The sequence below is a fragment of the Clavibacter sp. A6099 genome (assembly GCF_021919125.1).
Taxonomy (GTDB): Bacteria; Actinomycetota; Actinomycetes; order Actinomycetales; family Microbacteriaceae; genus Clavibacter; species Clavibacter seminis.
On the sequence record NZ_CP083439.1, the window covers coordinates 2,076,563 to 2,095,455 of the forward strand.

At 74.9% G+C, this 18,893-nt stretch carries 18 protein-coding genes; 13 read left to right on the forward strand and 5 right to left on the reverse strand.

Annotated features, from left to right (window positions below):
• Nucleotide 1: 1 nt before the first annotated feature.
• Complete coding sequence (locus KYT88_RS09805; RefSeq protein ID WP_043586444.1) at nt 2-1,387, reverse strand: cation:dicarboxylate symporter family transporter; 1,386 nt, start codon at nt 1,385-1,387, stop codon at nt 2-4.
• Between the two features lie 141 nt (nt 1,388-1,528).
• Here KYT88_RS09805 and KYT88_RS09810 point away from each other — a divergent pair, with 141 nt between their 5' ends.
• The 5 genes from KYT88_RS09810 to KYT88_RS09830 all read left to right on the forward strand — a co-directional run bounded on the left by KYT88_RS09810 (nt 1,529) and on the right by KYT88_RS09830 (nt 6,230).
• On the forward strand, nt 1,529-3,250 hold the full coding sequence (locus KYT88_RS09810; RefSeq protein ID WP_237583628.1) for a sensor histidine kinase: 1,722 nt from the start codon (nt 1,529-1,531) through the stop codon (nt 3,248-3,250).
• On the forward strand, nt 3,247-3,951 hold the full coding sequence (locus KYT88_RS09815) for a response regulator (RefSeq protein WP_043586442.1): 705 nt from the start codon (nt 3,247-3,249) through the stop codon (nt 3,949-3,951). The genes KYT88_RS09810 and KYT88_RS09815 overlap by 4 nt, the downstream gene beginning before the upstream one ends.
• 93 nt (nt 3,952-4,044) lie before the next feature.
• The gene (locus KYT88_RS09820) at nt 4,045-5,091 is read left to right on the forward strand and encodes a M4 family metallopeptidase (RefSeq protein WP_043586440.1); all 1,047 of its coding nucleotides are present in this window, start codon (nt 4,045-4,047) and stop codon (nt 5,089-5,091) included.
• Nucleotides 5,092-5,373 carry a protealysin inhibitor emfourin gene (locus KYT88_RS09825; protein WP_043586438.1) on the forward strand — a complete coding sequence of 94 codons (282 nt, stop codon included), beginning with the start codon at nt 5,092-5,094 and terminating at the stop codon, nt 5,371-5,373.
• Entirely contained in the window at nt 5,370-6,230 is an 861-nt protein-coding gene (locus KYT88_RS09830; protein ID WP_043586435.1) for a DUF3097 domain-containing protein, read from the forward strand. The genes KYT88_RS09825 and KYT88_RS09830 overlap by 4 nt, the downstream gene beginning before the upstream one ends.
• 21 nt (nt 6,231-6,251) lie before the next feature.
• Here the strand turns inward: KYT88_RS09830 and KYT88_RS09835 are convergent, their stop codons facing one another.
• Complete coding sequence (locus KYT88_RS09835; protein ID WP_043586433.1) at nt 6,252-7,325, reverse strand: substrate-binding domain-containing protein; 1,074 nt, start codon at nt 7,323-7,325, stop codon at nt 6,252-6,254.
• A gap of 112 nt (nt 7,326-7,437) precedes the next feature.
• Here KYT88_RS09835 and KYT88_RS09840 point away from each other — a divergent pair, with 112 nt between their 5' ends.
• Genes KYT88_RS09840 through KYT88_RS09860 form a run of 5 tightly spaced genes read left to right on the forward strand, consistent with a single transcriptional unit; the run spans nt 7,438 to nt 13,144 of the window.
• Nucleotides 7,438-8,646 carry an extracellular solute-binding protein gene (locus KYT88_RS09840; RefSeq protein WP_237583629.1) on the forward strand — a complete coding sequence of 403 codons (1,209 nt, stop codon included), beginning with the start codon at nt 7,438-7,440 and terminating at the stop codon, nt 8,644-8,646.
• Nucleotides 8,643-9,596 carry an ABC transporter permease gene (locus KYT88_RS09845; RefSeq protein WP_043586431.1) on the forward strand — a complete coding sequence of 318 codons (954 nt, stop codon included), beginning with the start codon at nt 8,643-8,645 and terminating at the stop codon, nt 9,594-9,596. The genes KYT88_RS09840 and KYT88_RS09845 overlap by 4 nt, the downstream gene beginning before the upstream one ends.
• Nucleotides 9,596-10,411: an ABC transporter permease gene (locus KYT88_RS09850; RefSeq protein WP_012038581.1), complete on the forward strand. Its 816-nt coding sequence runs from the start codon at nt 9,596-9,598 to the stop codon at nt 10,409-10,411. The genes KYT88_RS09845 and KYT88_RS09850 overlap by 1 nt, the downstream gene beginning before the upstream one ends.
• Nucleotides 10,412-10,418: 7 nt before the next feature.
• Nucleotides 10,419-11,570, forward strand: a complete 1,152-nt coding sequence (locus KYT88_RS09855; protein ID WP_043586429.1) for an ABC transporter ATP-binding protein — start codon at nt 10,419-10,421, stop codon at nt 11,568-11,570.
• On the forward strand, nt 11,567-13,144 hold the full coding sequence (locus tag KYT88_RS09860) for an inositol monophosphatase family protein (RefSeq protein ID WP_043586427.1): 1,578 nt from the start codon (nt 11,567-11,569) through the stop codon (nt 13,142-13,144). The genes KYT88_RS09855 and KYT88_RS09860 overlap by 4 nt, the downstream gene beginning before the upstream one ends.
• Here the strand turns inward: KYT88_RS09860 and KYT88_RS09865 are convergent.
• Nucleotides 13,141-14,097 carry an NUDIX domain-containing protein gene (locus KYT88_RS09865; RefSeq protein ID WP_237583630.1) on the reverse strand — a complete coding sequence of 319 codons (957 nt, stop codon included), beginning with the start codon at nt 14,095-14,097 and terminating at the stop codon, nt 13,141-13,143. The genes KYT88_RS09860 and KYT88_RS09865 overlap by 4 nt on opposite strands.
• Before the next feature lie 40 nt (nt 14,098-14,137).
• Between KYT88_RS09865 and KYT88_RS09870 the strand changes: the two genes are divergently transcribed.
• Nucleotides 14,138-14,617, forward strand: coding sequence for a hypothetical protein (locus KYT88_RS09870; RefSeq protein ID WP_043586425.1), 480 nt, complete (start codon nt 14,138-14,140; stop codon nt 14,615-14,617).
• A gap of 52 nt (nt 14,618-14,669) precedes the next feature.
• Here the strand turns inward: KYT88_RS09870 and KYT88_RS09875 are convergent, their stop codons facing one another.
• On the reverse strand, nt 14,670-15,677 hold the full coding sequence (locus tag KYT88_RS09875) for an NADP-dependent oxidoreductase (protein ID WP_043586424.1): 1,008 nt from the start codon (nt 15,675-15,677) through the stop codon (nt 14,670-14,672).
• A gap of 116 nt (nt 15,678-15,793) precedes the next feature.
• On the opposite strand from KYT88_RS09875, the gene KYT88_RS09880 reads away from it, so the two are divergent.
• Together KYT88_RS09880 and KYT88_RS09885 are read left to right on the forward strand one after the other, a co-directional pair.
• Nucleotides 15,794-16,579, forward strand: coding sequence for a Pr6Pr family membrane protein (locus KYT88_RS09880; RefSeq protein WP_237583631.1), 786 nt, complete (start codon nt 15,794-15,796; stop codon nt 16,577-16,579).
• A gap of 63 nt (nt 16,580-16,642) precedes the next feature.
• Nucleotides 16,643-17,386: a hypothetical protein gene (locus KYT88_RS09885; protein ID WP_043586422.1), complete on the forward strand. Its 744-nt coding sequence runs from the start codon at nt 16,643-16,645 to the stop codon at nt 17,384-17,386.
• On the opposite strand, the gene KYT88_RS09890 is transcribed toward KYT88_RS09885, so the two are convergent.
• Nucleotides 17,383-18,876 carry a flavin monoamine oxidase family protein gene (locus KYT88_RS09890; protein WP_043586420.1) on the reverse strand — a complete coding sequence of 498 codons (1,494 nt, stop codon included), beginning with the start codon at nt 18,874-18,876 and terminating at the stop codon, nt 17,383-17,385. The two genes, KYT88_RS09885 and KYT88_RS09890, sit on opposite strands and share 4 nt — an antisense overlap.
• Nucleotides 18,877-18,893: the final 17 nt, after the last annotated feature.

Genomic DNA, 18,893 nt, shown 5'->3' on the forward strand with positions numbered 1-18,893 from the left:
GTCAGCGGGCGGTGCCGCGCGGCTCCTCGCCGAGCTCGCCTGCGCGCGTGACGTCGGCCTCGAGCGCCTCGGCCGGGGCCTTCAGCTCGTCCCCGTGATCGGTGCCCATGGTCTTCTCGTCGAACGGGTCGCCACCGCCGAGGACGAGGGCGACGCGGTCGGCGTCGATGCCGCGGGTCCAGGTGCCGATGAGGAGCGTGGCGACAGCGTTGCCGGTGAAGTTCGTGAGCGCGCGCGCCTCGGACATGAACCGGTCGATGCCGACGATGAGGCCGACGCCGTCCACGAGGTCGGGGCGGTGCGACTGCAGGCCGCCCGCGAGGGTCGCGAGGCCGGCGCCCGTCACGCCCGCCGCGCCCTTCGACGCGATGATCATGAAGACGAGGAGCGACACCTGCTCGCCGAGGGCCAACGGGCTGCCGAGCGCGCTCGCGATGAAGAGCGACGCCATCGTGAGGTAGATGGCCGTGCCGTCGAGGTTGAACGAGTAGCCCGTGGGGACCGTGATGCCGACGACGGGCTTGGAGACGCCGACGTGCTCCATCTTCGCGATGAGGCGCGGCAGCGCGACCTCGGACGAGGACGTGGACACGATGAGGAGGTACTCGCGGCCGAGGTACTTCATCAGCTTGAAGATGCTGACGCGGGTGACGAACCAGAGGAGCGAGCCGAGGATCACGACGATGAACAGCGCGCACGTGATGTAGAAGCCGATCATGAGGGTCGCGAGGCTGATGACCGCCTGGAACCCGGTGGCGCCGACGACCGCCGCGATCGCGCCGAACGCGCCGAGCGGGGCCACCCACATCACCATGCTGAGGATGCGGAACACGAGGATCTGGATGTTGCGGATCCCCTCGAGCACGGGCTCGCCGCGCTTCCCGAGCTGCTGCAGGGCGAAGCCGACGAGGAGCGCCACGAAGAGCGTCTGCAGGATGCTGCCCGAGGTGAGCGACGACAGCAGCGACGTGGGGATGATCGAGAGGAGGAAGTCCGTCTCGCCCGCCGCCTCCGTCGAGCCCTCCGGCGCGCGCAGGCCGCTGAGGTCGAGCCCCTCGCCCGGGTGGATGAGGTTGCCGACCACGAGGCCGATCGCCAGCGCGAACGTCGACATCACGATGAAGTAGAGGAGCGCGAGCCCGCCGACCCGACCGACCGTGGCGGCCTTCGCGACCGAGCCGACGCCGAGCACGATGGTGCAGAAGATGATGGGCGCGATCATCATCTTGATGAGGGCGACGAACGCGTCCCCGACGGGCTTCAGGGCGACGCCCGTCTCGGGGGCGACGAGCCCGACCGTGATGCCGAGCAGCACCGCGACGATGACGGCGATGTAGAGGTAGTGCTGGCGGTCCAGGCGACGGAGCGCGGCGATGGGGTTGGTCATGGGACGTCCTTGTCTCGTGAGCGGCGCCCGCGCACGGGTGCGCAAGGCGGTCCTCGACAGGATGGCCCACGCGCGGGGGCGCTCCGGCGTTGTGTTCATAATGTTCCTGCCGGGTGCCGGCCGCGGACGCGAGGGGGCAGCATGGCCGGACGCGCGTTCGCCGACCGGCTCCGCCGCGCTCCGATCGGCCTCCCCCGCGGGATCGCGGCCCGGCTGCTGGTCGTCCAGCTCGCGGTCCTGCTCCTCGTCGCGGTCGTCGCCACCGCGGCGCTCTGGACGGACTCCCGGCAGCGCGCCCAGCAGGCCGCCGCCGACCGGAGCCTGGCGGTCGCGACGACCGTGGCCGACTCGCCGCGGGTGGCGGAGGGGCTCGCGTCCGCGGATCCCACGGCGGCCCTCCTCGACTACTCGCTCGACGTGACGCGCGACACCGGGGTCGACTTCGTCACGATCATGGACCGCGACACCGTGCGCGTGACCCACCCCGACCCGGACGAGATCGGCCGCAGGTACCTCGGCACCACGGGCCCCGCGCTCGCCGGGCGGTCGATGACCGAGACCTTCACGGGGACGCTGGGCCCCAGCGTGCGCGCGGTCGTCCCCGTGCGCGACGCGGCCGGCGGCATCGTCGGGCTGGTCGCGGCCGGCGTCACCGTCGACCGCGTCACCGAGGTGCTCGGCGCGCGCCTCCCCGGGCTCGTCGGCACCGTCGGGGCGCTCGCGCTGCTCCTCGCGGCGGGGGCCGTGCTCCTCAGCCGGTCGCTCGAGCGGACGACGTGGGGGCTCGGGCCCGAGGAGATGGCGCGCATGCTCGCGTACTACGAGTCGGTGCTGCACTCGGTCGGCGAGGGCATCGTGCTCGTCGACCGCGACCGGCGGCTCGTGCTCCACAACGACCAGGCCGCCGAGCTGCTCGACCTCGAGCTGGATCCCGCCACCGGTCCCGTCGAGATCCGCGAGCTGGGGCTGCCGCCCGCGATCGAGCGGCTGCTCGTCGCGGGCACGACGGCCGACGAGGTCGTGCACCTGCCCGGCGGGCGCGTCCTCGTGGTGACGCAGCGGCCGGCGCTGCCCACCGGCCGCACCGGAAGCGCCGCGCGGCTCGGGACGGTGACGACGCTGCGGGACCGGACGGAGATCCAGCGCCTGTCGGGCGAGCTCGCGACGCTGCGGACCCTCTCGGACGCCATGCGGGCGCAGACCCACGAGTTCGCGAACCGGCTGCACACCATCGTGTCGCTCATCGAGCTGGAGCGGCCGCGCGAGGCGCTCGCGCTCGCGGCCGCGGAGCTCGAGACGGACAGGCGAGCATCGGAGGGCGGGCTGGCGGCGGACGCGGATCCCGTCGTCCGGGCGCTCGTGCGCGGCAAGACCGCGCAGGCGGCCGAGCGCGGCGTGGAGCTCTCCGTGCGGGTGGCCGACGGCACGGGCGACCCGGGCGTGCCCGCGACGGAGCTGGTCACGATCGTCGGGAACCTCGTCGACAACGCGATCGACGCGGCGGCGGATCCGTCGGTCGCGACGGCGCGCGGGGACGACCGCGGCCGCGTCGAGCTCTCGCTGTCGCGGACCGAGGCGGGCGGGCTCGTCGTCGAGGTGGCGGACGACGGACCGGGCGTGGATCCCGCGGTGCGGCCGCGCGTGCTGGAGTTCGGGGTCACGACCAAGGCGGGAGACGCCGGGCCGCGCGGCGTGGGCCTCGCGCTCGTGGCCCGCTCGGCCGCCCGGCTCGGCGGACGGGTCGAGGTGGGCGACGCGGACGTGCGGCTGGGCGGGGCGCGCGTGCGGGTCGTGCTGCCCGCGGATCAGGACGCCGCGGGCGCCGACGCGGCCGACGCGCGCGACGGCGGGGTACGCGCGTGATCCGCGTCCTGGTCGTCGACGACGACGCGCTGACCGCCGAGGCCCACGCCCTCTACGTCGGCCGGCTCGAGGGGTTCGAGGTGACCGGCGTGGCGCACACGGGCGGCGAGGCGCTGCGGCTCGTCGCGGAGGCCGGGCACGACGGGATCGACCTCGTGCTGCTCGACATGACGCTGCCCGACATGCACGGGCTCGAGGTCTGCCGCCGGTTGCGGGCGGCCGGGCGCGCGACCGACGTCGTGGCCGTGACCGCGGTGCGGGACCAGGCCGTCGTGCGCAGCTCGGTGACCGCGGGCATCGTGCAGTACCTCATCAAGCCGTTCACGTTCGCGGCGTTCGCGGAGAAGATGGCGGCCTACGTCGGCTACCGCGAGGGGCTCGGGGCGGGCAGCGGGAGCACCACCCAGCTGCAGGTGGACCGGGCGCTCGCGGCCCTGCGCTCCCCCGCATCCGACGCCCGGCTGCCCAAGGGCATGTCGGCGGAGACCCTCGACCTCGTGCGCGGGATCGCGCGGGGCGACGGCGTGGCGACCGGCGCCGCCGACGGCGTCTCGGCGGCCGAGGTCTCGGGCGCGCTCGACGTGTCGCGCGTGACGGCACGCCGCTACCTCGAGTACCTCGCCGACGTCGGGCAGGTGGAGCGCGTGCCGCGCTACGGGACGCCGGGCCGGCCGGAGCTCGGGTACCGCTGGACGAGCTGACGCACCGTACGCGACGGGACGCGGTCGCGCGACCCCCGCGCCGGATCCGCCGCTACCCGTGACGATGTCGCCGCCCCATGCGAGTCTCGGGTCATGAGACGCACCATCCTCCCGCCGTACCTGCTGACCCGCCTCGCCGAGGCCGACCCCGAGCGCATGGCCGCCGCCCGCCAGGCCGCCCGCCGCGCCCTCCGCGACCAGGGACCGCTCATCCACGACCGCCGCGGTCCGGGCGCCGCGCCGGACGCGTCGGCGCTCGCGGAGCGGGATCCGTCGGGGATCCACCGCACCATCTCCGACGCCGGCAACCGCGAGGAGCTGCCCGGCAGCACGGTGCGCGTCGAGGGCGCGCCCGACACGGGCGACGCCCAGGTCGACGAGGCCTACGCGGGGCTCGGCGCCACCTACTCCCTCTTCTCCGAGGTGTACGGCAGGGAGTCGCTCGACGACCGCGGCCTGCCGCTGCTCGCGACCGTGCACTACGGCGACGAGTACGACAACGCGTTCTGGGACGGCACGCGCATGGTGTTCGGGGACGGGGACGGCGAGGTCTTCGCGCCCTTCACCCGCTCGCTCACGGTCATCGGCCACGAGCTGACCCACGGGGTCACGGAGCTCACGCTCGGCCTCGTCTACCAGGGCCAGTCGGGCGCGCTCAACGAGTCGATCTCGGACGTGTTCGGCGTGCTCGTGGAGCAGCACTCGCTCGGGCAGACGGCCGACGAGGCCACCTGGCTCGTCGGCGCGGAGCTGTTCCTCGACCGGTCGACCGGCCTGGCGCTCCGCTCGATGAGCGCGCCCGGCACCGCGTACGACGACGACGTGCTCGGGAAGGACCCGCAGCCCGGGCACATGGACGACTACGTGGAGACCCAGGAGGACAACGGCGGCGTCCACATCAACTCCGGGATCCCCAACCGCGCCTTCCACCTCGCGGCCACGGCCATCGGCGGTGCGGCCTGGGAGGGCGCGGGCCGCATCTGGTACGACGTGATCGAGTCCGGTGCCGTGCGCGCCGATGCCGACTTCGCGGCGTTCGCCCGCGCCACGATCGACGCGGCAGCGGCGCGGTACGGTGAGGGCGCGTCCGAGGTCGCCGCGGTCCAGGCGGCGTGGGAGGGCGTCGGGATCGAGGTCTAGGTGGAGATCGCCGTGTCGCGCACGGGCGGGGTGGCGGGCATGACCCGCACCTGGTCGGTGCGCGTGGACGACGGCCAGGACGGCGCCGCCGACTGGAGCGCGCTCGTCGACGCCTGCCCGTGGGACGAGCCCGCGGTGCCCACTCCCGGCGCCGACCGCTTCGTCTACGTCGTGCGCGCGGGCGACCGCGAGGCGCGCCTCGGCGAGGCCGCGGTCGACGGTGCGTGGCGTCGGCTCGTCGACCGGGTGCGCGACGCGTCCCGTGAGAGCCTCGGAGGATGACCCCGCTCCCCTCCGCCGACGACCGCTACGGACAGGACGTGCTCGCCCCCGGCTGGCGCGGCCCCGCGAAGAAGGCCCCGCGGCCGCAGGACGCGACGCGCGACCTCGTGGTCGAGGAGCTGTCGACCGGGTTCTGCGGCGCGATCGTGCGCGTCGAGTCCGGGATGGTCGTGCTCGAGGACTTCCGCCGGAAGCAGCGCACGTTCCCGCTCGGCGGATCCTTCCTGCTCGAGGGCGAGCCCGTCGCGCTGCGCGTCCCGCGTGCCGCGCCCGCCGGCCCCGCGCGCACCGCATCCGGATCGCTCGCGGTCGCCGACGCCAAGGCCCGTGTGGCCCTGCCCAGCCGGATCTTCGTGGAGGGCCGGCACGACGCCGAGCTCGTGGAGAAGGTGTGGGGCGAGGACCTCCGGATCGAGGGCGTCGTCGTCGAGTACCTCGAGGGCGTCGACCACCTCGACGAGGAGCTCGACCGCTTCCGGCCGGGCACGGGCCGCCGCGTCGGCGTGCTCGTCGACCACCTCGTGCCCGGATCCAAGGAGAGCCGCATCGCCGAGGCCGTCGCCCGCGGGCCGCACCGCGCGCACGCGCTCGTGGTCGGGCACCCCTACGTCGACGTCTGGCAGTCGGTGAAGCCCGCGCGTCTGGGCCTCCGCGAGTGGCCGGTCATCCCGCGGAACGTGGAGTGGAAGCACGGCATCTGCGCCGCGCTCGGCTGGCCGCACGACGAGCAGGCGGACATCGCGCGGGCGTGGCAGCGGATCCTCGGCCAGGTGCGCTCGTACCAGGACCTCGAGCCCGCGCTCCTCGGCCGGGTGGAGCAGCTCATCGACTTCGTGACGGATCCCGCGGGACGCTAGCGCCCGGGCGGATGCCCTGGATCACGCGGGCGCGGCCGCCGTGTCGCCCATCCGCACGCGCACCGGCAGCACGACGCTCGCCGGTGCCCGGCCCGCGAGCAGCTCGCCGACCATGCGCCCGGCGCGCACCCCGCGATCGTGCAGCGGCTGCTCCACGGTCGTGAGCTGGCGCTCCAGCCACGGCAGGTGCGCGCCGTCGAAGCCCGTGACGGTGAGGTCCTCCGGCACGCGCAGGCCGCGGGCTGCGGCGGCGCGGATCGCGCTCGCGGCGAGCATGTCGTTCTGGGCGAGGATCGCCGTCGGCCGCGACGGCAGGTCGAGCAGCACGCCCGCGGCCCGCTCCCCCGCCTCCAGGTCGCGCCCGCCCGCCTCGACGCGGACGGCGTCGGGGAAGACGCTCCACGCCGCGCGGAGCCGCTCGCGGATCGTGCGGTTGACGATCTCCTCGAGGTCGCGTCCCACGGGGATCACGGGGCCGGGCGGGCCGTCCTCCTCGATCCGCGTGGTGCGCATCAGCACGGCGACATGGCGGTGGCCGAGGGCGCGCACGTGGCGCGCGAGCTCGCCCATGCCGCGGGCGTCGTCGATGTCGACCACGGCCACGCCCTCCCCGTGCGGGCCCTCGACGCCGACCATGGGGATCCGGCGCGCGCGCAGCCCGGGCAGGAGCGCGTCCACCTCCTCGCCGCGGGTGAGGAAGACCACGGCGTCGACGGGCATGCCCTCGAGCAGCGGCGCGGATCCCTCGCGCGGCTGGCGCCGTCCCGGCAGCAGCAGCTGGCCCACGTCGAGCTCGTCGAGCGCCTCGCTGAGTCCGGCCATGGTCGCGAGCGCGACCGGGTTCTGGAAGGCGCGGCGGATGCTGCCCGCGACGACGACGCCGACGATGCCGGAGCGGCCGCTCTTGAGGGACCTGGCCGTGGGATCCGGCCCCGCGTAGCCGATGCTGGCGGCGGCGCGCAGGATCCGGGCGCGCGTGGCGGGCGTGATCGAGCCGGTGCTGCGGTACGCGAGCGACGCCGTGGAGGTGGAGACGCCCGCGAGAGCGGCCACGTCGGCGAGGGTCACGGAGGCGCGGGGCGAGTTCCTCCTCATGCCGCCCACCCTATTCACGGCCGGCTCCCCGGCACGCCCGTTCGCCCTCGGGGACCTGGATCGCAACGTCCCGTTCACGTCCGGGCCACCGGAGGACCGCACCATCGAAACGATGCGATCCGCATCGCTCCCCCAGCAGAAGGACACCCGACCCGTGATCCCCCGCCGTTCCCTCCTCGCCCTCGCCGCCGCCGCGTCCGCCGCGGTCGCGCTCGCGGGCTGCGCTCCCACCACGAGCACGCAGGCCCAGGCCCAGAACCACGCCGTCACCGACGCATCGGGCACCGCCCGCGTCTTCATCTCCGGCGACACCAACGTCCAGGCCCTCTGGGACGACGGGATCATCCCCGCGTTCGAGAAGGCGAACCCCGGCGCCTCCGTCACCACCACGCTCGACCTCCACGGCGAGCACGACGCGCAGACCATGGCCACGCTCACGAGCTCGGTCCAGGGCGGATCCGACCCCGGATACGACCTCATCGACGCGGGCTTCACCGCGGCGGCCGGTACCGGCGGGCTCCTCGCGCCCGTCTCGGCCGACACCATCCCGAACCTCGCGACCGTCCCCGACGCGACCGTGCAGTCCGGCGGCGGCTTCGGGATCCCCTACCGCGCCTCGTCCGTGCTGCTCGCCTACGACTCCACGAAGGTGACCGCCCCGCCGAAGACGCTCGCCGACCTGCTCTCCTGGATCCGCGCCAACCCCGGCCAGTTCGCCTACAACTCCCCCTCCACCGGCGGATCCGGCCAGGCCTTCGTCACGACCGTCCTCGACACCCACGTCGACGACGCCACGCGCGAGAAGATGACGACCGGCTACGACCAGTCGCTCGAGAGCGCGTGGGACGCGGGCTTCGACGAGCTCAAGGGGCTCAACTCGGCCATGTACCAGGGCGGCGTCTACCCCAACGGCAACAACCAGGTGCTCGACCTGCTCGGCACGGGCGCCATCGAGATGGCCCCCGTCTGGAGCGACCAGGTCATCACGGCGCAGAAGTCCGGCACGCTGCCGGCGACCGTGAAGTACGCGCAGATCTCCGACCCGGCCTTCACCGGCCACGCCTCCTACCTCGGCATCCCGAAGACGGCCGAGCACGCGGACGTCGCGCAGAAGCTCGCCGACTACGTGCTCTCCGCCGAGGGCCAGGCCATCATCGCGAGCACCATCGCGGGCTACCCCGTGATCTCGCTCGACCAGGTGCCCGCCGACCTCGAGGACCAGTTCGCCTCGGCTGACCCGTCGACGCTCCGCCCCGGCTACTACAGCCAGATGGCGTCGGACATGTCGAACCTGTGGGACCAGAAGGTCCCCGGCCAGTGACGGCCGTCCGGACGGCGGATCCCGCCGCCCGGGCCGCCAGCGCGCGGCGGGTCTCCCCGGAGACCCGCCGCGCCGGCGTCGGCCTGGCTCTCGCCCTCCCGCCCGCGCTCCTGCTCGCGTTCTTCGTCGGGATACCCGTCGTCCTCGCGATCGGCTTCAGCCTCGGCCACACGGGCGGGCTCAACAGCACCATCGCCACGATCGGCCTCGGCACGCGCACCGCCACGAGCTGGTGGGGCACGCTCGACGCCTACGTCGACGTGTTCACCGACCCGCGGTTCCTCCGCGACCTCGGCGTCACGGTGCTCGTGACGGTGATCTCCACCGCCATCGTGATCGCCCTGTCGCTCGCGATCGCGCTCAACCTGCGCCTCCGCGGCGGCCGCCTGGCGTCGGTGTTCGCGGGGCTCGCGATCGTCCCGCTGTTCATCCCCGTCGTCATCGCGTCGTGGGCGATCCTCACCTTCTACTCGGGCGACGGCTTCGTCCGCACGGTCTTCGCGCTCGTCGGCCTCGAGGGGCCGACCTGGGGCTACACGACGGTGGCGGTGGTCATCGGATCCGTGTGGACGAGCCTCCCGTTCGCCACGCTCATGGCGACCTCCGGCGTGCAGGGCATCCCCGACGCCATGATCGAGGCCGCGCGCGACGCGGGCGCCTCGACCTGGGCCATCGTCACGCGCGTGCTCGTGCCGCTCGCCGCGATCCCGCTCGTCATCGCGACGACCTTCACGGCGATCGGCGTGCTCGGCTCCTTCACGGTGCCGTACTTCACCGGCCCCAACGCGCCCAGCATGCTCGGCGTCGACATCTCGAAGTACTTCACGGGCTTCAACCACCCGCAGCAGTCGATCGTGATGGCCGTCGTGGTGTTCGTGCTCGCGTCCGGCATCGCCTTCCTCTACGTGCGGGCCAACTTCCGCTCCGCGAAGAAGGAGGGCCGGGTCTGATGCGCGCGCTCCTCTCCGCCCGCGGCTGGATCCAGGCCGCCCTGTTCGCGGTCGTCGCGGTGTTCATCCTCGGCCCGCTGCTCTGGCTCGCGGCGCACGCGTTCGCGACGAGCTGGGACTACCCGAGCCTCGTGCCCGCCGGCCTCACGCTCGACTGGTGGCGCGTGGTCTTCGAGGACGCCGAGCTCGCCGCCGCCGTCCGCAACTCGCTGTACTTCGCGCCCATCACGGTGCTCGTCTCGGCGCTCGTCTGCCTGCCGGCCGCGTACGCGTTCTCCCGGTTCCAGTTCCCGGGCCGGCGGATCCTGCTGGTGGGCCTGTTCGCCACCAACGCGTTCCCCAAGATGGGCCTCTTCGTGTCGATGGCGTCGCTATTCTACGGGCTGCACCTGATGAACACGGTCACGGGCATCGTCATCGTGCAGCTGATCGGCACGGTCGTGTTCATGACCTGGATCCCGGCCGCCGCGTTCAGCGCCGTGCCGCGCTCCCTCGAGGAGGCCGCGCGCGACGCGGGCGCCGGACGCGTGCGGACCTTCCTGCACGTGACCCTGCCGCTCGCGCTGCCCGGGATCCTCGTGGCCGTGCTCATGTCGTTCCTCGCCGCGTTCGACGAGGCGCAGGGCACCTACCTCGTGGGCGCGCCCGTCTACATGACGATGCCGACCGAGATGTACTCGCTCGTCCTCAACCACCCGAAGCAGGTCGCCGCCGTGTTCGCGATCCTCCTCTCCGTCCCCTCCGTCGCCCTCCTCCTGCTCGCCCGCCGCCACATCATGGGCGGGCGTCTGGCCGAGGGCTTCCAGATCCGTTAGGCCGGTCATGACCGCATCCGCTCCATCCACCACGACCGTCGCTCCCCCGCGCGCCGACGACGACGGCACCGCGACGGCCCCGCCGTCCGGCCTCGTCGTCGCCGGGCTCTCCAAGGACCTCGGCGGCCGCACCATCGTCGACGACCTCCACCTCGACGTCGCGCGCGGCGAGCTCGTCGCGCTCCTCGGCCCGTCGGGCTGCGGCAAGACCACCACGCTCCGCATGATCGCCGGGTTCCTCGAGCCCGACCGCGGATCCGTCGTAATCGGCGGCCGCGACGTCACCGCAGCCGGCCCGGACAAGCGGCCGAGCGCGATGGTGTTCCAGAACTACGCGCTCTGGCCGCACCTCACCGTGTTCAAGAACGTCGCCTTCCCGCTCACGCTCCGGAAGCTGTCCAAGGACGAGGTCACCCGTCGGGTCATGGCCGCGCTCGAGACCGTGAACCTCGGGCACCACGCCCACTCGCGCCCCACGCAGATCTCGGGCGGCGAGCAGCAGCGCGCGGCGCTCGCCCGGGCGATCGTGCAGGAGCCCGACCTGCTGCTCCTCGACGAGCCGCTGTCGAACCTCGACGCGAAGCTGCGCGTGAAGGTTCGGGAGGAGATCCGCGACATCCAGCAGCGGCTGGGGATCACCACCGTCATGGTCACGCACGACCAGGACGAGGCGCTCGCCATCTCCGACCGCGTCGCCGTGATGCACCAGGGCCGCATCGAGCAGGTGTCGGCCCCGACCGAGCTCTACGCCCGGCCGCGTACCCTCGTCGTCGCGTCGTTCATCGGCAGCATGAACCTGCTGCCCGCGCCGCGCCTGCAGGGCACGACGCCCGAGACCCTCACGGCCGGCCCGCCGACGGCGTTCGTGCCGACCTCGGCCGACGCCGACGTCTGGGCCGTCCGCCCCGAGGACGTGTCCTACGCGCCGCGCGGGACCAGGCCCGAGGCCGACGCGACGTCCGTCGTCGTCCGCCGGGTGCTGCCGCACGGCCACTTCCAGGAGCTCGTGCTCGACGCGGGCGGCGTGGAGGTGCGTGCCCTCGTGACCGGATCCGCGCCCGCGGTCGGCGAGGCCGGCACCGTGACGCTCCGCGAGGTGCGGCACTACCGCGACGGGATCCTGGTGCCGGACGGCGCCACGGCGGGCGACGCGCGATGACGGCCGCGACCGCCCACCGCGGCGACTCCTCCCGGCACCGCGAGAACACGCTCGCGGCCATCCGCTCGGCGGCCGAGGCCGGCGCGCGCACGGTCGAGGTCGACGTGCACGTCACGCGCGACGGCCAGGTCGTCCTCGTCCACGACGACACCCTCGAGCGGCTGTGGGGCGTCGACGCGCGGATCGCTGACCTCGACCTCGCCGACGTGCGCGCGCTCGGCGGCGGGGATCTCCGCATCCCGCTCCTCGCCGAGGCGCTCGAGCTCCTGGCGGGCACGGACGTCGAGCTCGTGATCGACATGGCGTCCGGGGATCCCGCCGCCGCCGCCCACGCGGTCGTCCGGGCCGCCCCGCGCACGCCGCGCGTCGCCTGGTGCGGGCACCTCGACGGCATGCGCGTGATCCGCGAGCTCGACCCGGCGGCCGCCATCTGGCTGCCGTGGGCCGACCCCCAGCCGCCCACCGCGGACGACCTCGCCGAGCTCCGGCCCGCCGTCGTCAACATGCCGCACCTCGTCGTCGGCCGCGCGCTCGTGGACGCCGTGCACGCGCTCGGCGCGCGAGTGGCTGCGTGGACCGTGGACGAGCCCGCCCAGATGGAGTGGCTGGCGTCGATCGGCGTGGACGCGATCACCACGAACGAGCTGGCGACGCTCCTCGAGGTGCTCGCGCGCCGGGACGCCGACCCCGCCGCCGCGGACGCCCGCGCGACCGCGCCCGCCGCGGAGCGGACCCGCGCCCGTGCCGCGGCGCGCGACCTCGCGGCGCGCGCCGTCCACCACGTCCGCTCGCACGAGGTCGGGGCCGTGACGACGAAGGCGAACCCCGCGGACCACGTGACGGAGATCGACCGGGCCGTCGAGCGCGACGTGCGCGCGGTCGTCGGCGCGCAGTTCCCGCACCACGTGCTCGTCGGCGAGGAGTACGGCGGCGAGGCCGTGCCCGGCCGTCCGTGCTGGTACCTCGACCCGGTCGACGGCACCGCGAACCTCGCGAACGGCGTGCCGTGGACGAGCTTCTCGCTCGCCCTCGTGGTCGCCGGCGAGCCCGTCGTGGGCGTCGTGGCGGATCCCTGGCGCGGCACGGTCGTCGAGGCCGCCGCGGGCGAGGGCGCCTGGTCCGCAGGCGCCCGCCTCGACCTGACGGCCGCGCCCGGCGGCGTGCACGCACGCGACGCGGATCCCCTCCGCGGCCGCATGGTGAGCACCGAGCTCGCGGGGCACGCGCCGTGGCCGGGGATGCTGCCGCTGCTCGACGCGCTCGCCGCGCGCTACTGCACCATGCGGATCATGGGGTCGGGCACGCTCACGGTCGCCGGCATCGCGCTCGGCCACGGCGCGGGCGCGGTGATCGGCGCGTTCGGGCCGGTCGACCACCTCGCGGCGACGCTCATCGTGCGCGAGGCCGGCGGCGTCGTGCTCGACGCGGACGGCGAGGACACGCTGTTCCCGGCGTCCGGCGGCGTCCTCGCGGCCCGCGACCGCGCGACCGCGCGGGCCTTGCACGCGCTCTGGCGCGCGGGGATCGTCGAGGCGACCTCCGCGGCGCTGCCGACGCGCGCGCCGGCGGCCTAGCCCGCGTCGGGGTCCGCGCGCGCGTCGAGCAGCGCGCGGACCCGGCCGGGCCCGACGACGCGTGCGCCGAGCGCCGCGACCCGGGCGACGAGACCGCGGTCGGCCGTGACCACCACGACCTCGCGCCCGGCGTCGCGCGCCGCGCCGACGACGCGCACGATCTCGCCGTCGCCGTCCGCCGACGCGGCGACCACGGCGACGCCGGGCGCGCGGAGCGTGGGCGACGCGGGAGCCGCGACGGGCTCCGCCGGGAGCGACGCGTCGCGCGCGTCCCCCTCCACGACCGCCACGACGTCGGGCCAGCGCACGGAACCCGGCAGGTCGAGCTCGGCGGCGGGCAGGCCGTCGCGCGCGAGCGCGTCGAGCCCGGCGAGGAGGCGGGTGGTGGATCCGGCGCGGTCGCGCCACCAGCCGTCCGGCCGGGAGCCGAGCAGGTTGGCGGTGTCGACGACCAGCGTGACCTCCCGCGTGAGCTCGTCGCGCAGCATCGGCCAGGCCCGGCCGAACCCCGGGTGCAGCTCGAGCCCGTCGACCCCGTCGACGGGCACCCAGCGCAGCTCGATGCTCTCGGCGTCCGCGACGCGCGGCTCGAACGGGCGGATGGTGCGGGCCGTGACGGTCGTGTAGCTCCAGAAGCCGAGGTCGAGCACGGTCGCCAGCACGGGGCGGATCCCCGCGGGCGGCACCCCCGCCTCCTCGGCGGCCTCGCGCGCGGCGCCGTCGACGGAGGACTCGCCCGCGTGACGTGCACCCCCGGGCAGGCCCCACGTGCCGCCGTGGTGGCTCCACGCGACCCGGTGCTGGAGCAGGACGCCGCGATCCGGGTCGTGCACGAGCAGCGCCGCGGCGCCGAACGCGCCCCAGAACCGCTGGCCCTCGGGGCTCTCGACCCACGCGTCGCCGCTGTCGCGATGCGCCCCGCGCGGGAGCTCGGGCGGGCGGTCGGCGGTCATGGATCCACCATCTCACGGGCACCTTCGATAGCGTCGGGGCATGTCGTGCATCAGGTTCACCACCGCCGCGCAGCTCGAGGCCCTGCACCGGACCGCGCCCGCCGTCCTCACCGCCGAGCAGGCCGCCGCGCTGCATCCCGCGCCCGAGGTCACGCCCAGCAAGATCCGCCGGCTCCGCCTGCTCGCCGAGCACCGCGACCCCAAGGTGCGCGAGAGCGTGGCGAGCAGCCTGCACGCCCCGCTCGACGTGCAGCAGGCGCTCGCGCGCGACGCCGACGAGGGCGTCCGCGCGTGCCTCGCCCGCAACCCGCAGGCGCCGGCGGCCGTGCTCACGATGCTGGTGGGCGACACCTCCGAGCGCGTGCGCTCCTGGCTCGCCGTCAACGACGCGACGCCGCAGGCCGCCGTCGCGATGCTCGAGTGCGACGAGTCGCCCGCGGTGCGCGACCTGCTGCGCTGGCGCGAGGCGCACATCGAGACGCCGGCCGAGCCGGAGCCGGCCGAGGTCGTCGCGCGTTGACCCCGGCGGGCGTCACCCGAAGGGCGTCACCCGGCCGGGGACACTGTCGGCGTCAGGCCCGCCCGTCCGCCACGTCGCGCGCCTTCGCCGTGCTGCGCCGGTCGCCCGGGTAGTGCACGGGCCGCATGCCGAGCACGATCTTGCCGCGCGCGTGCCGACGCTCCAGGTCGTCGAACGCGTCCTGCACCTCCGCGAGCGGGTAGAAGCCCGACACGAGGACGTCGACCTCGCGCTTTGCCGCGAGGTCCGCGACGGTCGCGAGCGTGCGGGAGCGGTGCACGTCGTCCTCCTCCACGGGAGGCAGGACGGCCTCGAGCTCGAGCTCCCGACGGTCGTCGCTCGAGCTGAAGCGCTTGCCCGCCACACCCAGCTCCTCGGCCACGTGCTCGCCGCCGCCGAAGTTGTCGACGAAGCCCTGCACGCCGTTCGGGGCGGCCGCGCGGATCCGGTCGGCCAGGCCGTCGCCGTAGACCACCGGGGTGACCCCGATCTGGCGCAGGTAGTCGAAGTTGCGCTCGCCGCACGTGCCGATCACGCGGGCGCCGCGCCGCATGGCGAGCTGCGCCTCGATGCTGCCCACGCCACCGGCCGCCGCGGTGACGACGAGCGTGTCGCCCTCGCCGACCGTGACGGCGTGCAGCACGTCATGCGCGACGAGCCCGGCGAGGAACAGCCCGCCCGCCACCTCCCACGGGAGCTGCGCGGGCTTCGGGACGACGTTGCCCGCGGGCACGACCACGTGCGTCGCGTGAGCGGCCATGACGGTGTGGCCGAGGACGTCCTGGCCCTTCTTGAAGCGCGTGACGCCCTCGCCGACCGCCGCGATGCACCCGGCGAAGTCGCTGCCCTGCCCGTTGGGGAAGGCGGTCGGCACCTCGTCGGGGAAGCGGCCCTGGCGGATGTACGCCTCGATGTGGTTGATGCCCGCCGCGAAGACCTCGACGAGCACCTCGCCGGGGCCGGGCGAGGGACGCGGTATGTCGACGACCTCGAGGACGTCGACGCCGCCGAAGGATCCGAACTGCACCTGCTGGCTGGTGGATCGCGATGAAGGGCTCATGGGCGTCATCCTGCCGCTCCCGCCCGCGACGCGCGAGGGCACGGAGCCGATCGTGAGACCTCGTTCGTAGACTGGACGCGGCGGGCATGCCAGGAGCCGGCCGCGATCGGAGACACGTGCAGAGGATCCTCGGTGGCGTGCGCCTGGTCGCCGCGATCGTCGTGGTCGTCGCGCTCGTCGGCGACTTCGACTACGTGCAGGGCTTCACGACCTTCGCGGCCGAGAACTGGTTCAGCTACTTCACGACGCAGAGCGGGATGGCCGGCGTCGTCGTGCTCGCCGCCTCCGGCCTCCAGGCCCTCCGCGGCCGCGCCGAGCCGCCGCTCATGGCCGCGGTGCGCGCCGTGGTGCTCAGCTACGTCGTGGTGTCCGGCGTGGTCTTCGGCCTCATCGTGCTGGAGTCGAGCTCGCAGGCCTACTACGTCGAGGTACCGTGGTCGAGCCGGCTGCTGCACTTCGTGATCCCCGCCTACGCGCTCCTCGACTGGACCCTCGCGCCGGGACGCCCGCGCGTCACGTGGAAGGCCGTCGGCTGGGCGATGCCGTTCCCGGTCGCCTGGTGCGCGTTCACGGAGGTCCGCGGTCCGCGCGTCGGCTGGTACCCCTACTTCTTCCTGGATCCCGCGCAGGTCGGGGTCCCGTTCGAGATCGCCGCGTGGCTGGCGCTCGTGGCGGGCGTGCTGGCGGGGGTGTCCGCGTTCGTCGTGGCGCTCAGCCGCGTCCGGCCCGCGGATGCCGGGACCCGGAGGCGGACGCACCACGGCGACGCGCCGGGCGGGACGGCACCCTCTCAGCCTGCGCCGTCGGATGCCGAGGACGAGTCGGTGGCGGAGACCGCGGGGACGCCAGCGCCCCGGCGGGCACGGGGATCCGCGGGCGACAGGGAGGCAGTCCGCCGCTGAGCCGCGGACGACGGCAGCCGCCGCTCCCTCCGGCGCCCCGCTGTCGCGTGACAGCATGGACGGATGGTCACCGACGACGGACGCTCCGCTGCCCGACCCGACGACGCGGCACGAGGGCCGGCGCTCGAGCTGCGCTGGCCGTCGGTGGTGCGGGACGACCCCGATCCGGAGGCCCTCGTGGTCGACGTGGTCAACGTCGGCGACGCACGGTGGGTGCCCGTGGCCTCGTTCCACACGGTCGGCGGCCTGACGCCGCGCGGCGGCGTCGCCCGCGGCATCGACTTCGCGTTCGTCGGCGGGTCGCCCGGCGCCGTGCCGCTGGATCCGGGTGACAGCACGCGCGTGCCCGTCCACGTGGCCACGTCGCAGTGGAGCGACCTGGAGCCCGGCGAGCACGAGGCACGCGCGACGATGCCCGCCCTGGGGATCCGCACGGCCGACCCGCTGCCGGTGCGGGTCACGGCCGCGATGATCGCGCGACACGTCCCGGGAGCTGTCACCGCTCTCGGAGCGGCCGCCGAACGCAGCGCCGTCGAGACGCAGATCTCCGCCGACCGGGCACGGCTCGCCGCCGGCGCCGACCTGGAGGCGCTGGGCGCGACGCTCGCGCGGGCGGAGTCCCACGAGGACGCGATGGCGCGCATCGTCGACCTCGTCGGCGTCGACCGCGACGGAGCCCAGCAGGTGCTCAGCAGCTTCGTCCACTGGCTGCTGCCGTACGAGATGGCCGAGACACGGCGTCGCCTGGCGCGCAGCGAGGGCCGACGCGATGCGCTCGGCGACGGCCCCGCGGTCACCGTGGCCTAGGGGGTCGGCTCGGCGCTCGGGCCGGGATCCGGGGTCGCCGTCCCCGTCGCGAGGAGCGCGGGATCCGCGAACGGCGCGAGCGAGCGCAGCGCCGCCGCCCGCAGCGCCTCGTCGTCCATCGCCGCGATCCGCTCCGCCGCATCCGCGCCCACCTCGGCCATGAGCACGGGCTCGCCCGATACCGGCATGAGGTTGTACCAGCGGGTGAAGCGGCCGTCCTCGTCGTAGGACGTCCAGACCGTCGCCGTCGTCGACCAGAACGGCTCGGCGAAGCGCAGCCAGATCCGGTCCGCGCGGCCGGGGCCGAGCGCGCGGATGGCGATGTCGTGCGACGACGGGAGCGCGGGGTCGAAGGCGATCGCGCCCTCCTGCAGCACGCCGAGCGGCACGGTGACGACCACGCGGTCGACCGACAGCGACTCACCGGATCCGAGCCGCAGCCCCACCCGGCCGTTGCCGTAGGCGATGCGCGAGACGGTGGACTCGCGCAGCACGTCGATGTCCTGGTCGCGCAGGAGGTGCTGCACGAGGCCCGCGAAGCCGCCCGTGACGGCGACGTTGCCGACGGGCGCCGGCTCGTCGAGGCCGCGGGCGCCCGAGAGCTCGTCGGGTGCCGCGCCGTGGGCGATCGCGACGTCGGTGGCGACGAGCGCGGCGAGGCGGGCGGCGGGCGACGCGGCGCCACCCTCGGTGGAGAGGGCGTCGGCGCCGGTCTCGCGCAGGGCCGCGGCGAGGCTCACGGCTCCCGGCTGCGCGAGGGCCCAGGCGCGCGCGGCGGCGAGGGCGTCGGATCCCGCGCTCGAGGCTCCCAGCACCGCGCCGTCGGGACCGCGGTCCTCGGCGACGAGCGCGAGGCCGTAGCGGGTGATGCCGGCGGCCTCGATCGCGTCGCGGAGCAGGTGGTCGTCGTCGGCGGCGATCCAGAGCGCGCCGAGCTCCGCGGGGTGCGGCCAGCCCGTGCCGCCGGCCGCGCGGATCCGTCCGCCGAGGTCCGCCCGCGCCTCCACGAGGACGACGTCGTGCCCGGCGTCGCGGAGGGCACGGGCGGCCGCCGTTCCCGCGATGCCCGCGCCGACGACCGCGACGCGCTCGGATCCGGCGCCCGCGCGATCCACCTCGCCCGCCGCGCGGAGGCCCGAGGCGTACGCGCCGGCGACCGTCCCTGGGCGGTCCGCGCTCGTGGCCTCGCCGGCGAAGAACACCCGGTCCTGGATGGGGCGGGCGAGCGCCTCGCGGTCGGCGGTCGTGGCGCCGGGCCGGAGGAAGCTGCCGGATCCGCGCGCGAACGGGTCGCCCGCCCAGTCGGAGCGCGCGAAGGCGACGGGATCCGGGAGGCCGGCCGCGCCCGCGGTGGGCGTGGGGGTCGGCCTCGCGGAGGGGGTGGCCGTGGCGGTCGCGGGCGTCGGCGTCGTCCGCGTGCACGCCGCGAGCCCGAGGAGCGACAGCCCCGACACGGACGCGGTGAGGAGGGTGCGGCGGGAGATCGACATGCTCGGGCCAGCGTACC